Below are 14,743 nucleotides of genomic sequence, written 5' to 3'. Positions count from 1 at the left end.
CTGACAGCGTCGCGTGAGTTGTATATACAACTGAACCCGACGGATAATCAACCGGGTGCGGGAAGGAAAGCGGACATGGTGCGGAGGCTCTGGTTTGCCTGGGCGTGGCTTGATGGAGACTGGCGCGAGAATGTCGCCGTCGCGATCGACGATGCGGGACGGATTGCCGAGGTCGAGACCGGGGTTTCTCCGGCAGGAAGCGAAGCCGTGCCGGGAATTGCCCTGCCGGGATTGCCCAATCTGCACAGTCACGGATTTCAGCGGGCGATGGCCGGTCTGGCCGAGCGAGGCCAGCGCCCCGGTGAGGATTTCTGGTCCTGGCGGCATGTGATGTACCGGACCGCCAACGAATTCGATCCCGACGAGATCGAAGCGGTTACCGCCATGGCCTATGTCGAGATGCTCGAAGCGGGATTCACTGCGGTTGCCGAGTTCCATTATCTGCACCACGACAAGGATGGCACACCCTATGCCAACCGGGTGGAACTTGCCGGGCGGATCGTCGCGGCAGCGCGGGCGAGCGGAATTGGGCTCACCCTGCTGCCGTGCCTCTACAGCGCGGGCGGAATCGGGCGTGTCGCCGAGCCGGGGCAGCGGCGATTCATCAACGATATCGACGGGTTCTGCCGGTTGCATGAGGAAACGGCGTCGATGCTCAGGTCCGAAATGCCCGGTGCGGCGCTTGGTGTGGCGCCACATTCGCTGCGCGCCGCGCGCCCCGAGGATGTCGCGCGGATCGCGGCGCTGTTTCCCGCCGGGCCGATCCATTGTCATGCGGCGGAACAGGTGGCGGAGGTGGATGACTGCGTCGCCGCTCTCGGCGCGCGGCCGGTCGAGTGGCTGCTGGACCATGCCGGGGTCGATGCGCGGTGGTGCCTGATCCATGCGACGCATATGGGGGCGTCCGAAACCGAAGCGATGGCGCGGTCGGGCGCGGTCGCCGGGCTCTGTCCGCTCACCGAAGCCGATCTGGGCGACGGTATTTTCGACGGCGCGCGGTTTCTCGAATCCGGCGGACGGTTCGGAATCGGCAGCGATTCATTGATCCGCATCGATGCGGCGGCGGAGCTTCGTCAGCTCGACGGGTCGCAACGCCTGCGCGACCGGCGCCGGGTGGTGCTGAGCCCGAACGGTTCGGCGGGCACGGCACTATATGCGGGCGCGCTGCGCGGCGGTGCGCAGGCGCTGAATCTGCCTGTCGGCGCGATCGCGCCGGGAGCGCGGGCGGATATCGTCGTGCTCGATCGCGACGGTACCGATCTTGCCGCTCTGCCGCCGGGATTCTGGCTCGATCAGTTTGTATTCGTCGGCGGCTCGAAGCTCATCGATCGGGTCTATGCCGCCGGGCGCGTTGTCGTGGAGCAGGGGCGGCACGTCGCCCGCGAGGCGGCGGTGGCGCGGTTCCGGCCCGTGTTGCGCCGGCTCGCCGCCGCGCTGTGACCGGATTGCATAGACATGCAAATAGATATTGACGGTGCAGCGCGTCATCGTGCTTGATAGCGTTGCCGAATCGTAAAGGACTCAACCCGATGTTTGAACGACGCGCCATCGATCGAATTCCCGAAACCGAACGCCACGGCCGTCCGGCTTCGCTGTTCACGCTGTGGTTTTCCGCCAATATGCAGATGACGACGGTGGCGACCGGGCTGGTCGCCGGATCGCTGGGGCTGGGGCTTGCCTCGGGGATGGTCGCCATCGTGCTCGGCAATGTGCTCGGCGGCGTCTTCATGGCCTATCACGCGGCGCAGGGACCCAAACTCGGCATTCCGCAAATGATCCAGTCCCGCGCGCAGTTCGGCGTGCTCGGCGCGAACCTGCCGGTGTTTCTGGTGATCATCCTGTATCTGGGCTTCTTCACCCTGAGCGCCATTCTCGGCGGCGAGGCGGCGAGCGCATTGCTCGGCGTCCCTCCCGCGCTGGGCATCGTCATTGCCGATATCGCCGCCTTCGTTCTGCTGATTTTCGGCTACGATCTGATCCATCGCTACGAACGCATCGTGGCGCTGTTGTTTCTGCTGGTATTCGCGATCGTTACGGTCGTTCTGATCGGCGACTATCACCGCTCGGTCCTGGCGGCCGGCAAGCCGGCGCCGGTCGCGATGATCGTGCTCGGTATTTCGATTTTCGCGACATGGCAGATCACCTACGCACCTTATGTCGCCGACTATTCGCGCTATCTGCCGGCAAAAACCTCGTTTCTGTCGAGTTCGGCCTATACCTATCTCGGCTCGGTGCTCGCCTCGATCTGGATGATGGCGCTGGGGCTGGTGGCCGGGCTGATCGCGAGCAAGGCGGCAAATGCCGATACGACGCTATATTTCGCCGGGCTGCTCGGTTCGTCCTGGCGCTGGCTGATGCTGCTGGTGATTCTGCTCGGCATCACGGCGGCGAATGTGCTCAACCTGTATGGATCGGCGATGTCGGCTGCGACCATTCTGACCTCGGCCGGAGAAAACGGGTTGACCCGCAAGGTTCTGGCGAACGGCATGGCGCTGCGGATCGGGGTCGGAGCACTCGCCGCGATCATCGGCAGTGCGCTGGCGATTTCCGCAAGCGGCAATTTCGTCGGCGCGATGACGAATTTCTTGCTCTTGCTGCTCTATGTGTTCGTGCCATGGACGGCGATCAATCTGACCGATTTCTATCTGGTGCGGCGCGGCAGCTACGACATCGACGCGATCTACGATCCTGCGGGGGTTTACGGCACGATCAACTGGCGCACCATGGCGATCTACGGGATCGGCATTCTGGTCGAGATCCCGTTCATGAATGCCGATCTCTACGAAGGGCCGATCGCCAAGGCTCTCGGCGGTGCCGATATCAGTTGGATTCTCGGGCTGATCGTGCCGTCGGTCCTGTATATTCTGGCGAACCGGCGGATGCGGATTCAGGCGGTGGCGAGGTAGTCGATCGCCGAATCCACCCCGCCGCTTGCATGGGGAATATCGGCGAGGCGAAGCGACATTTCCACCACGCCGAGCGTGCCGAGCAGCATCGGCTCGTTGAGATCGCCCATATGACCGATGCGAAAAACCTTGCCGCCGAGCGGATCGAGCCCGCTGCCGAGCGAGACGTTGAAACGATCATAGGCGATCGCGCGCACCGCTTCGGCATCGTGGCCATCGGGCATTTTCACCGCGGTCACTGAATCCGACCGGCGCTTCGGATCGGCGCAGAAGAAAGCGACGCCTTCATTGCCGCTCCAGACCGACACGGCCCGGCGTGTGGCTTCCGCAAGACGATGATGGCGGCGCCAGACCTGTTCGATCCCTTCCGCTTCGATCAGCCGCACCGCCTCGCGCATGCCATAGAACGGAGCGATCGGCACGGTGCCGGTGAAGCTGCGATGCCGGCGGGCGCGCATTTTCGTCCAGTCGAAATAAAAGCGCGGGAGGGTCGCGCGGCCATGCGCTTGCAGGGCTTTTTCGCCGACCGCGGTGAATGCCAGACCCGCCGGCAGCATCAGGCCTTTCTGGCTGCCACCGACCACGGCGTCGATTCCCCAATCCGCCATGCGGAATTCCAGCGAGCCGAACGAGGAGATGGAATCGACGAGGAACAAGGCAGGATGATTCGCCGCATCGATCGCGGCGCGGATTTCGGGAAGCGGCAGACTAACGCCGGTCGAGGTTTCGTTATGGACGATGCAAACGGCCTTGATTGCATGGGATTTGTCGGCGGCGAGGCGATCGGCGATCGCCGCGATGTCGGGACCACGTCGCCAGTCGGTTTCCGGCATTTCGACGGCAAGGTCGAGATTCTTGGCCATCGCCCCCCAGGTCCGGGAGAAATAGCCGCAATCGGGCATCAAAATACGGTCGCCCGAGCAGAAGAGGTTTTGCAGCGTCGCTTCCCAGGCGCCGTGGCCGCTCGCGGTGTAGATGAACACCTCGCCCGCGGTGAACAGCAGGCGCTTCAGGCCGGCGATGGCGGCATCATAGACGTCCAGAAAATCATCGGCCATGAAATCGACGGTCGCTTGATTCATCGCGCGCAGCACGGAATCGGGGATGTTGGTCGGTCCCGGATTGGCGAAGAACAGGCGTCCCGGCTTTCGTTTTGTCATGTGTTTCATTCCCACTCGATTATTTTACTCATCAGTCGGTAATATAGGCGACAATTGGTGCTTTGAAAAAGGATCGAACGAGCCGTGCCGCCCGGCTTGATCCACGGACGGCCTTTCAGGCCCTTCAACCGTGTGATCTGGTCACGCTGCGCCGCCACAACCCCACTTCAGCTCAGACACATCGCCCAGCAGTTCCACCAGCAATGCTTCCAGTTCGGCACGGGATAGGTCGGACAGATCGGCGGGCGGTGACATGAAATCACTGAATCGTACGCAGCCGCGTCGGCGCAAGCCAAATATCGCCGCTTCCCCAGGTTTTGCCCCGATTACATCCGGGCGGGTCTCCGTATCACGCCCGAAATCCCGACCCGACCAGCAATCGCCGGTTCACCGCATGACGGCGCCGATTTCCTTCGCGGCGGCAACGAGAAGCTCAAGGCATCTCGATTCTTCCGCACCGGCGAGACGGGGCGTCAGGGTGGTAATGCTGATCGTGCCTAGCAATTGACCATCGCGGTCGAAAACCGGTACCCCGAGTCCCGCGAGCCCGAGCACGAAATCGTCGATGGCGAGCTCCCAGCCCTGACCGCGAATACGCTCGGATTCGGCCGTGAGAATCTCCGGATCGACCTGACTGAGCGGCGTCCGCTTCGTGAGATCGCCCGATAGCGCATCTCGCCGCTCCTCCGGCGAGATGAAGGCCAGAAGCGCGCGCGGGCCGGCACCGCAATTCAGCGTCGTCCTGCTGCCGACATTGGTCCAGGCGACATCGATGCTGAAATCGCCGGATCGCACGCGCTCGATGCAAAGCGCCATTCCTTCGCGATAAACCCAGAGAAACGTGGTGCAGCCGGTGTTCGTCGCGACCCTGGCGAGTTGCGGTGCCGCGACGTTGCGGAGTTCCCGCCCGGTCTCGACCGCGGCGCCGAGTTCGAGCACCGCCGCCGACAATGCATAGCGCAGCGTTTCCCCGTCGTGCTCAACGAGACCGTTCAAAGTCAAAGTCTGCAGAAGACGCCGGGCGGTTCCCTTATCCAGGTCAGTCAACCGGGCGAGTTCGCTCAGCGTCAGGCGCGGCTTCGCCGGACTGAAGGCGCGCAACAGGCGAATCGCCCGCTCCACCGCTCGGACGAGTGGCACGTTCGGCTTCGTCTGGTCGGAGTTTTTCATGCTTCGATTATATATCGTGTCATCTATTGACACAACATATTATTAGTTGACATATCTTTGCGGCACTCCTTATGGTTCCGATCAACAGCCGAGCCAAAAGCAGGTCGGGCGAAGCGTTCTAGCCGTGAACGCCGAGAATGAGGGATCGTTTGGAATGGCATTGGATCGGGAACTCGCGAGACACATCGTCGCTTCGGTCGATGCCGGGTTTGCGGAGCAGATTGAATTCACCAAATCGCTCATCCGTTTCCCCTCGACGCGCGGCAATGAGCACACGATCCAGGATTTCGTCTTTGGCGCGCTGCGGGACCGAGGCTATGCGATGGATCGGTTCGCGATGGAGCCCGATGCGATTGGGCGGCATGTCGGCGGTGCGCCGTTCTCGGACCAGCATTCCACCGCGCCGATCGTCGTCGGCATTCATCGTCCCCGCCGGGAGACCGGACGGTCCCTGATCCTCCAAGCCCATGTCGATGTCGTCCCCACCGGCCCATCGGACATGTGGCGCACTCCACCGTTTGACCCGGTTATCGAGGGCGATTGGTTGTTTGGCCGCGGGAGCGGCGACATGAAAGCCGGACACGCAGCGAATATCTTTGCGCTCGATGCTCTGCGCCGGGCAGGGCTTCAGCCCGCGGCAACGGTTTACGTGCAATCCGTCGTCGAAGAGGAATCGACCGGCAACGGCGCCTTGATGACCCATCTTCGCGGATACAAGGCCGATGCGGTTCTGATTCCCGAACCGGAGGACGAAAAACTCGTCCGCGCGAATGTCGGTGTTCTGTGGTTCGATGTCGAAGTCCGCGGCGTGCCCGCGCATGTGCGGGAAATGTCCGACGGTACCAACGCGATCGACGCAGCCTATCGCGTCGTGGCGGCGCTTCGGGCGATCGAAGCGGATTGGAACGCCCAAAAAACCGGACGGCCTCATTTCGAGAATGAGCCCCATCCGATCAACCTGAATCTCGGAAAAATCCAAGGCGGGGATTGGGCTTCGTCGGTGCCGAGCTGGTGCCGGATCAGTTGCCGCATCTCGATCTATCCCGGCATCACCGCAGCGGAAGCCGCCCGCGAGATCGCCGAATGCGTTGCCGATTTCGCGCGCTCTGATCGGTTCCTGGCCAATAATCCGCCGCGGGTGACATTCGGCGGGTTCTATTCCGAAGGCTATGTTCTCCAGCCCGGATCGGAGGCCGAGGCGGTTCTGGACCGCGCGCATGAAACGGTCATCGGCAAACCGCTCGAGAGTTTCATGACGGCCGGCTACCTCGATACGCGCGTCTATGCGCTTTACGATCAGGTTCCGGCACTCTGCTACGGGCCGATCGCACGCAGCATCCATGCGGCCGACGAAAGCGTCAGCCTGCCTTCCGTCGAACGGATCACCAAGACGATGGCTCTCTTCATCGCCGAATGGTGCGGTCTCGAATCCGCCGAATCGCGTTAGTTATTCCGCCCCACTTTTCCCAGAACGTCAACGACATGAGGATCAGGATGATCGAGGAAGAAGCCGAGCTGAGACGGTCGCTGCCCACCGCGATCAAGATCTGGTTTGCATTCGATTTCATCGTCTGCTGCTTTCCGCCGATCTACCTTGCCTTCAGCGGTCGCGGTCCTCTGCCCAATCTGCCGCTTTCGGTCGGATATTTTCTATTCGCCGGGTTGTTCGTGACATTGAGCATCCTCGCCGCGTATCGGATGAGCGCGTGAAAATCCATCGGACGCAGAAGGAATTGAAAAAGGAAATGTCCCGATGCTGGTGACCTTTGGTGGCCTTGCGGCATTTTTCGCCGTCGTGGTGATCTACCTTCAGCTCTCCTACAGGAAGGACAAAAATTTCGCGGAGTATGCGGTCGGCGGCCGTTCCTTCGGCGCGTTCTTTCAGTCGATGTCGTTTCTCAACACGTGGTATCCAGGCGCGATCTTCATCGCTTTCGGCGGTCTTGCGGTCCAGGCCGGCGTGCTGAGCTTCTATCTTCTGCTCTACAGCCTGCTCACGATCGTTGCGATGTATGCGATCTCGAACCGGGTCTGGCTCTGGGGCAAGCGTTTCAATCTATACACGCAACCCGACCTCTTCGCACTCCGATACGGGACGAAGAACATTCGCCTGTTGATCGGCGTCATCGGCATCGTTTCCCAGTTTCCCTGGATCATTCTTGGAATGAAGGCACTGGGCATGCTGTTCTACTATATGGCGCTGAAGAGGATCGATTTCACCGTGGCCGTCATTCTCGGTGTGGTGCTGATCGTCGTCCGCCAATTCTGGACCGTGCAGATGGGCATGCGCGGCGTCGTTATCTCGGACATGGTGCAGGGTGTCGTATCCTATATCGGCGGAACGCTGCTGATCCTTGGATTGATCGGCTGGCTGCTGCTCTCGCAAGGCACCTCCTTCGCCGCTCTTCACGCGGGACTTTTCGAAATTCCCGGCGAGCACTCGAAACAGGGGCCGCTCTATCTCTTTGCGCTGATCTTCACCGGCGCGCTCGGGGGCTGGTGCTGGCCCGGCATTTTCGTTCGGCTGTTCACCGCCAACAGCGTCGATGCGATGAAGAAAGCGGCAGCCATCGCCGCGCCGATCTCCTTCTTCTTCGCCGGCGCGCTGATCGTTCTCTCGATGCTTGCGGCAAATCTTCCCGCCGTCACCAAATCGCCCGATGCGATCTGGTTCATCGTGAATCAGCAAGCCGGCGGTCTGGTTCTGCTCTCGGTTGCTGGAATCGTCATCCTTGCATCGACCATGGGCAATATCGACGGCAACATCCAATCCACCGGCGCGCAGGTCGCCAATGACATTTTCGGCAACTACGTCGAGCTTAGCGAGACATCGAAAGTGGTGATCGCGAAGATCAGCATGATCGCGATCACGCTGCTCGGAGCGTGGATCGCGACGCTGAAACTGCCCCAGCTCTTCAATGTCGCGGTGATCGGCTACCAGGGGATCATCCAGCTCGCCGTTCCGCAATTCCTCGGCATTTTCTGGATGAGGGGGAATAGGCAGGGTGCCTATGCGGGTACGATCGTCGGGTTCGTTCTCGCGGTCGCTCTCACGCTGCAATATCCCGAATTCATCGGACCGCTCTGGGGCGTGACATCGGGGTTCGTTGCGCTGCTGGCAAATCTCGCCATCTATCTCGCCTGTGCCTATTTGTTTCCCCATGCGGACACTGAAGCGCGGCGGGTTCGCTCGCTGTTCGGCGAAGTTGAATTGCCCGCGCGTCAGGCGGCACCGGTCAGCCTGCGGTCCATGTGAAGCGGCAACCGGAACGAACCGGATTCAGTCGTGACCATTGCCCACCATACCGCCGGAATCGCGCCCGTCACGCCTCGTTCCGCCGCGAGCCTGCTCGTGTTGCGCGGCGGTGCGGCCGGCGCGGAGGTTCTGATGGGAAGGCGGAGCGCAAACCACCGCTTCATGCCGAATCGGCTCGTGTTTCCCGGAGGCGCTGTCGATCCCGGCGACACGTCCGCTCCGGCGGAGAGCGAGCTTTCTCCACATGTATTCGACCGCCTTCGGTTGCATGTTGGCGCGGGACTCGCCAGGGCGCTCGCAATCGCGGGTACGCGTGAACTGCATGAGGAGACGGGGCTTTCCCTGGGCGTGCCGCCCCGTCTGGACGCGCTCGACTATATCTATCGCGCGATCACGCCGCCCGCCTCGCCGGTGCGGTTCGATGCGTTTTTCTTCACCGTTCCGGCAATTCGTGTCACCGGCACGATCGCCGGCTCGGGCGAACTCAAAGAACTCCGCTATTACGGGATCGAGGAGGCGCTCGAACTCGATCTTGCCTTCGTAACGCGTGCCGTGCTCGGGCATGCGCGGCAATGGCTGGCGCTCGGCGCGACGGAACGGATCGCCCTGGGGCCGGTGCCCGTGCTGCGCGAGCAGCGCTGGCGTGAGTCATAGAGCGTGATTGACTTTCAGTCGATCACGCTTGTCATATGACATCCCCGCTCCTTCGGACAAAGATGAGGTACCGCCGGCGAGGTACGAACTCACCGGCGGCAGGAGGGGATGGATCGTAGATCACGCCGCTCTGAGAACCACCTTGGTCCAGCCGTCATCGCGGTTGTCGAAATGCTTGTAGGCGGTCGGCGCCTCGCTCAACGGCAATTCGTGCGAGATCAGGAATGACGGCTTGGCCCGATTCCGCTCGATCGATCGGGCCAGATAGCGATTATAGGCTTTCACGTTGGCCTGTCCGGTGCCGAGCTTCTGGCCCTTGAACCAGAACTTGCCGAAATCGAACGCCATCTTGCCGCTCTGTTCCAGCTTGGTCGGCGCTTTCGGATCGCTCGGCACGAACACGCCGACCACCCCGATCCCGCCGCTGGCGCGCACCGACTCCACCAGTGCGTTCATCGTCAGGTGATTGCATTCACGCCCGTGATGATCGTGACACTGATAGCCGACGCATTCGCAGCCCCGGTCGGCCCCCGCGCCATTGGTCTGCTGCAGAACCTTCTCGACGGCCTGCTCGTCGGAATCATCGATCGGGATGGCGCCGATCTGCTCGACAAGCTTCAGCCGATCGGGGTGCCGGTCGACCACCATCACCTGCGACGCGCCTTTGACCATCGCCGAATACGCTGCTATCAATCCGACCGGTCCGGCGCCATAGATCACGATCGACTCGCCCGGCTTCAGCCCGGAAAGCTCGGTCGCGTGCCAGCCGGTCGGCCAGATATCGCTGAGCATCACATAGTCGAGCTGTTTCTCCTCGGTGTCCTTCGGCAGCACCAAACAGTTGAAATCGCCATACGGCACCCGCAGCAACTCCGCCTGACCGCCGCTGTACGGACCCATGCCGGCAAACCCATAGGCCGCGCCGGCGGTTCCCGGATTGCAGGTGAGGCAGAAGCCGGTCAGCCCGCGCTCGCAATTCTCGCAGAACCCGCAACCGATATTGAACGGCAGGCATACCCAGTCGCCTACCTTCACCCGATCGACCGCGCTGCCAATTTCGATCACCCGGCCGAAGTTTTCGTGCCCCAGAATCCGGCCGCTTTTTCCTCTTCCAGGGTCTGCTGGAACAGGCTCACGCAGTCGGTGTGGCCCAACGCCTGGCCAGCGCGATCAGCGTGCCGTACCGGCTGATCTCGTAATGCTCGACCGCCTGCGCGGACGAGGCCATCCCGACATCGAGCACGCTCGGATCGGCGATATCGCTCATCACCTCCTTCGCTTCGGCGGCGATGCCGTCGATCGCGGCACACGTCACTCCTTTGACCAAACGGAAATACCTATGCGGCGGGTGACATCGTGGAGAGTCGTTTCAAGTCGAGGCTTCGGAAACATTTGGCTTCGACAATAAAAACGGAAAATCTCATGGATTTCAGGCCTTTGTTCCAACCGCGCTCAAGTCGCATGCCGCGCGCCCGACTGTTCCAGAAGGGCGATGAAGGCTTTGTTGAAAGCCGGCAGATCGTCCGGCTTGCGCGACGACACCATGTTGCCGTCGGTCACCACCTCCTGATCGACCTACGGGATTCACACATTTCATAAAATGTATGTAAATCAACGGATTGTAACCGATATTCCGATTTGATCCCGTTATGTGTTCTCTATTATGAGCACTTCAGATCATGTACTTTAATCTGGCTTCGGCGAAATTTTTTCGGGTTGATTCTTTGCCGCAAAGAGATGTGTGCATACCGTAGCCTGATCGACCCAATGGGCGCCGGCATTGCGCAGATCGGTCTGCAGCGACGGCCAGGAGGTCATGGTGCGGCCACGCACCGCGTCGGCCTCGATCAATGTCCACGGACCATGGCAAACCACCGCGATCGGCTTTCTCTGCTTCGCGAAATGCTCGACGAACGCGACCGCCTTCGACAGCGTGCGCAACTGATCGGGATTGGCGACACCGCCCGGCAGCATCAGCGCGTCGAACTCCTGGGTTTCGCATCGGCTAGGTGTTTAGTCCCAGCATGTGATGGTTGGGCTGGACGTTGAAGATGTCCGGTTTGGCTTTCCAGAGCCGCTCGATGGCCATGGTCATTCTCCTTGTCAGGGCGTGGGGTCACGGGTTTGGGAATCTCTGGGCGGCGGCGGGCATTCTCAAGGCCGTTCCAGGCAAATTGCCCATTGTTCATCGGCGGGACAAACGAATGAAAGGCAATCCGCGCCGCCCCGGACCATCATCAAGCGATAGTCAATCCAAGGAGGATGCCATGCCGCGCGGCGACAAATCCGCCTATACCGACAAACAGAAACGCAAGGCCGACCATATCGAGGAGAGCTACGAAAGTCGTGGCGTCGCCGCGCCGGAAGCGGAACGCCGGGCCTGGGCCACGGTCAACAAGGAAAGCGGGGGCGGCAATAAAAGCGGCTCCGGCGTCGGCAAGCCGGAAAGCCATGCCGCATCGCGCAAGGGCGGAAAAACCGGCGGCAAAGCCGCTGCGTCACGCCCCAGGACGGAGAGTCAGGCAAGCGCGAAACAGGCGGCGCGGACCAGGAAGGACAATAAATCCGGCTCCTGAAATCCGCGCTCCCGAAGTAATGCCGCCTACCGATCCGCGGTTCCTGGCGTAATCCCATAGTATTGGTCGACTTCGTGGCCATAGATTCCGTTCGACCAGTCGGGTGTCGCGCTGGTGGCATAGGCCGGGCCCCGCTCCAGCCGGTCGCGGTCGAGATTGACGATGTAGCCGCCTTGCCGTTCGTCGTATTTCAGCAATTGCCACGGCAACGGGTGATAATGCTCGCCCAGGCCGAGAAAACCGCCGAACGACATGATTGCGTACTGCACCCGGCCGCTGCGCTTGTCGATCATCAGGTCATAGATCGAGCCGATCGAGTCGCCCAGTTGGTTATAGACATTGGTGCCGTTCACCTTGCTGGCGGCGATCATGCTCGGCGTTTCGCTCAGCGACATGTCGCCGGCCGTCGTGCCAGTTCGCGGCGGCGTGGTGGGATCGAAGCTGCTCATCTGCGTTTCCTTCGTTGGTTCGTTGGGGGTTGCCGCCAACTCACCCTATCTCAGTCGCCGGCAGCCGAATTTCGATGCTCCCGCAGATGAAACTATGGTTATGATCGTGACTATCCCGCACCATTCACCCAAGATAGCATCTATACCATTGCGCAGGAGACATCTGGGATGAAACGCAAGCCGAGAATCATACGCTACACCTCGCCCGCCGGCGGTTGGGGCTCGATGAAATCGCTCGCCGAGATCCTGCTGCGCGAGCGCATCCCGCTCGACGGCGCGAAAATCCTGATGGCGCAGAACAAGCCGGATGGCTTCGCGTGCGTCAGTTGCGCCTGGCCGAAACCGGCCAAGCCCCATGCCTTCGAATATTGTGAAAACGGCGCCAAGGCGACCGCGTGGGAAATCACCAGCCGGCGCACCACGCCCGAGTTTTTTGCCAAGCATACGGTGGACGCATTGCGCCGCTGGTCCGATTACGATCTGGAGCAGCAGGGCCGACTGACCCAGCCGATGCGATGGGATGCGGCGACCGACAAATATCTTCCGGTGTCCTGGCAATCGGCCTTCGAGGAAATCGGCCGCGAATTGCGCGCGATGCAGCCGGACGAAACGGTCTGGTATTCTTCCGGCCGGGCCTCGCTCGAAACCTCCTTCATCTACGCGCTCGCGGCAAGGCTTTACGGCACCAACAACCTGCCCGACAGTTCCAACATGTGCCACGAAAGCACGTCGGTCGGGCTGACGCAGAGCATCGGCGTTCCGGTCGGCACCACCACGCTCGAGGACATGGAAAAAACCGACTGCATCATCTTCTTCGGGCAGAATCCCGGCTCGAACTCGCCGCGCGCCCTGCATCCGCTGCAGGATGCGCATCGCCGCGGCGTGCCGATCATCACCTTCAACCCGATCCGCGAGCCGGGGCTGCTGAGCTTCACCAACCCGCAATCGCCGACCGAGATGTTAGTGACCTCGCCCACCCCGATCAGCACGCAATACCATCAGGTCAGGCTCGGCGGCGATATCGCGGCGGTCATGGGAATTTCAAAGGCGCTGATCGCCGCCGACGACGCGGCGCGCAATTCCGGCCGCGTCGGGCTCCTCGATCACGGGTTCATCGCCGAACAGACCGATGGGTTCGACGCTTTCGCCGAAGCGGCACGCAAAATCTCCTGGCAAACCCTGGAGGCGAGGTCCGGCCTGTCGCGCAACGCGATGGAAGCGACCGCCGCCGTCTATGGCCGCGCGCAGAAAACCATGGTGGTCTACGGCATGGGGATCACCCAGCATCGCGAAGGCGTCGAAGGCGTCCAGATGCTCGTCAATCTTCTGCTCCTGCGCGGCAATATCGGCAAAATCGGCGCGGGCATCTGCCCGGTGCGCGGCCATTCCAACGTGCAGGGCCAGCGCACCATGGGCATCAGCGAAAAACCCGAACTGGTCCCGCTCGACAAATACGCCGAACGCTACGGCTTCGAGCCGCCGCGCAACGCCGGCCTGAACACAGTCGAAGCCTGCGAAGCGATCATCGCCGGAAAAATCAAGGCTTTCCTGATGCTCGGCGGCAATTTCGTGCGCGCGGTGCCCGAGCGCGAGGCGATGGAAGCCGCCTGGAGCGGGATGCGCCTCACGGTGAACGTCGCCACCAAGCTGAACCGCAGCCATCTGGTTCATGGCGAGATTTCCTATCTCCTGCCCTGTCTCGGCCGGATCGAAAAAGACCGCCAGGCCACCGGCGATCAGGCGGTCTCGGTCGAAGACAGCACCGCCTGCGTCCACGGCTCGCGCGGCGTGCGCCCGCCGGCCAGCGCGCATCTGTTGTCGGAGCCGAAAATCGTCGCCGAAATCGCCAAGGCGGCGCTCGATCCCAACCCGCGCATCGACTGGGACGCCTGGGTCGGCGACTACGCGCTGATCCGCACCGAAATCAGCGCGATCTATCCCGATTTCGAGAACATGGAAACCCGGATGTGGGAGCCCGGCGGATTTTACCGCGCCATCCCGGCACGCCAGCGCATCTGGAACACCGACACCAAGCGCGCCCATTTCATCGACCCGCAAAGTCTCGCCGAAGACCCGGACATGCCCGAAAAAGGCACCGACGTGCTGATGATGATGACGATGCGCAGCAACGATCAGTTTAACACCACGATCTACGGCTATAACGACCGGTTTCGCGGCATCAAGGGCACCCGCATGGTGGTGCTGATGAACGGCAACGACATCGCGCGGCTCGACCTGGTGGACGGCGAAACCGTCGGCCTCGCCACCGTCGCCGACGACCGGACCCGCGAAATGACCGGCTTTCGCGTCACCGCTTACGACATTCCCGATGGCTGCGTCGGCGCCTACTACCCCGAGGCAAACGCGCTGATCCCCCTGTGGCATCACGCGGAAGGCAGCAAGGTTCCCGCCGCGAAATCCATCCCGGTGCGCGTCTTCAAGCTGGACGGCAGCGGCGGCCGGGTTCGCGCCGCCTGACCAGCCGGCCCGGCGGGCGGGCGCTCAGCCCGCGTCGAGCGCCTTCGCGCTGGTGACCACTTTCGCGACCATGCCGTAGGCGCGATCGCCTCGT

The 14,743-nt window shown here is 61.9% G+C and carries 14 protein-coding genes and 1 pseudogene; 8 read left to right on the top strand and 7 right to left on the bottom strand.

What is annotated here, in order from left to right:
• Positions 1-75: 75 nt before the first annotated feature.
• Positions 76-1,440, top strand: a complete 1,365-nt coding sequence (locus tag L2A60_RS08175) for a formimidoylglutamate deiminase (protein ID WP_268920184.1) — start codon at positions 76-78, stop codon at positions 1,438-1,440.
• 89 nt (positions 1,441-1,529) lie between these two features.
• Complete coding sequence (locus L2A60_RS08170; protein WP_235703886.1) at positions 1,530-2,906, top strand: purine-cytosine permease family protein; 1,377 nt, start codon at positions 1,530-1,532, stop codon at positions 2,904-2,906.
• On the opposite strand, the gene L2A60_RS08165 is transcribed toward L2A60_RS08170, so the two are convergent.
• Together L2A60_RS08165 and L2A60_RS08160 are read right to left on the bottom strand one after the other, a co-directional pair.
• The gene (locus tag L2A60_RS08165) at positions 2,888-4,066 is read right to left on the bottom strand and encodes a pyridoxal-phosphate-dependent aminotransferase family protein (RefSeq protein WP_407932531.1); all 1,179 of its coding nucleotides are present in this window, start codon (positions 4,064-4,066) and stop codon (positions 2,888-2,890) included. The two genes, L2A60_RS08170 and L2A60_RS08165, sit on opposite strands and share 19 nt — an antisense overlap.
• A gap of 387 nt (positions 4,067-4,453) precedes the next feature.
• Positions 4,454-5,236, bottom strand: coding sequence for an IclR family transcriptional regulator (locus L2A60_RS08160; protein ID WP_235703884.1), 783 nt, complete (start codon positions 5,234-5,236; stop codon positions 4,454-4,456).
• Positions 5,237-5,390: 154 nt separating this feature from the next.
• Between L2A60_RS08160 and L2A60_RS08155 the strand changes: the two genes are divergently transcribed.
• Genes L2A60_RS08155 through L2A60_RS08140 form a run of 4 tightly spaced genes read left to right on the top strand, consistent with a single transcriptional unit; the run spans position 5,391 to position 9,146 of the window.
• Positions 5,391-6,683: an ArgE/DapE family deacylase gene (locus L2A60_RS08155; RefSeq protein WP_235703883.1), complete on the top strand. Its 1,293-nt coding sequence runs from the start codon at positions 5,391-5,393 to the stop codon at positions 6,681-6,683.
• Between the two features lie 47 nt (positions 6,684-6,730).
• Positions 6,731-6,946 (top strand): hypothetical protein, encoded by a 216-nt coding sequence (locus L2A60_RS08150; RefSeq protein ID WP_235703882.1) that lies wholly within the window; start codon positions 6,731-6,733, stop codon positions 6,944-6,946.
• 43 nt (positions 6,947-6,989) lie between these two features.
• Positions 6,990-8,492 carry a sodium:solute symporter family protein gene (locus L2A60_RS08145; protein ID WP_235703881.1) on the top strand — a complete coding sequence of 501 codons (1,503 nt, stop codon included), beginning with the start codon at positions 6,990-6,992 and terminating at the stop codon, positions 8,490-8,492.
• Between the two features lie 30 nt (positions 8,493-8,522).
• Entirely contained in the window at positions 8,523-9,146 is a 624-nt protein-coding gene (locus tag L2A60_RS08140; protein WP_235703880.1) for an NUDIX hydrolase, read from the top strand.
• A 120-nt stretch (positions 9,147-9,266) separates the two neighbouring features.
• Here the strand turns inward: L2A60_RS08140 and L2A60_RS08135 are convergent, their stop codons facing one another.
• The 4 genes and pseudogenes from L2A60_RS08135 to L2A60_RS08120 all read right to left on the bottom strand — a co-directional run.
• Positions 9,267-10,211, bottom strand: a complete 945-nt coding sequence (locus tag L2A60_RS08135) for a glutathione-independent formaldehyde dehydrogenase (protein ID WP_235703879.1) — start codon at positions 10,209-10,211, stop codon at positions 9,267-9,269.
• 67 nt (positions 10,212-10,278) lie between these two features.
• Positions 10,279-10,461: a YciE/YciF ferroxidase family protein gene (locus L2A60_RS08130; RefSeq protein WP_235703878.1), complete on the bottom strand. Its 183-nt coding sequence runs from the start codon at positions 10,459-10,461 to the stop codon at positions 10,279-10,281.
• A gap of 137 nt (positions 10,462-10,598) precedes the next feature.
• Positions 10,599-10,709: a hypothetical protein gene (locus L2A60_RS08125; protein WP_329603564.1), complete on the bottom strand. Its 111-nt coding sequence runs from the start codon at positions 10,707-10,709 to the stop codon at positions 10,599-10,601.
• 123 nt (positions 10,710-10,832) lie between these two features.
• Positions 10,833-11,135: pseudogene (locus tag L2A60_RS08120) on the bottom strand (DJ-1/PfpI family protein); the annotation flags it as partial.
• A 278-nt stretch (positions 11,136-11,413) separates the two neighbouring features.
• Between L2A60_RS08120 and L2A60_RS08115 the strand changes: the two are divergent.
• Positions 11,414-11,722, top strand: a complete 309-nt coding sequence (locus L2A60_RS08115; protein ID WP_235703877.1) for a plasmid stabilization protein — start codon at positions 11,414-11,416, stop codon at positions 11,720-11,722.
• Positions 11,723-11,748: 26 nt separating this feature from the next.
• On the opposite strand, the gene L2A60_RS08110 is transcribed toward L2A60_RS08115, so the two are convergent.
• Complete coding sequence (locus tag L2A60_RS08110) at positions 11,749-12,171, bottom strand: PRC-barrel domain-containing protein (protein WP_235703876.1); 423 nt, start codon at positions 12,169-12,171, stop codon at positions 11,749-11,751.
• 168 nt (positions 12,172-12,339) lie between these two features.
• Between L2A60_RS08110 and L2A60_RS08105 the strand changes: the two genes are divergently transcribed.
• The gene (locus L2A60_RS08105; RefSeq protein ID WP_235703875.1) at positions 12,340-14,649 is read left to right on the top strand and encodes an FdhF/YdeP family oxidoreductase; all 2,310 of its coding nucleotides are present in this window, start codon (positions 12,340-12,342) and stop codon (positions 14,647-14,649) included.
• Positions 14,650-14,743 lie beyond the last annotated feature (94 nt).

Origin of the sequence: Acidiphilium iwatense (assembly GCF_021556475.1) — a bacterium.
GTDB lineage: Bacteria > Pseudomonadota > Alphaproteobacteria > Acetobacterales > Acetobacteraceae > Acidiphilium > Acidiphilium iwatense.
This window is presented reverse-complemented; position numbering and strand designations above follow the sequence as displayed.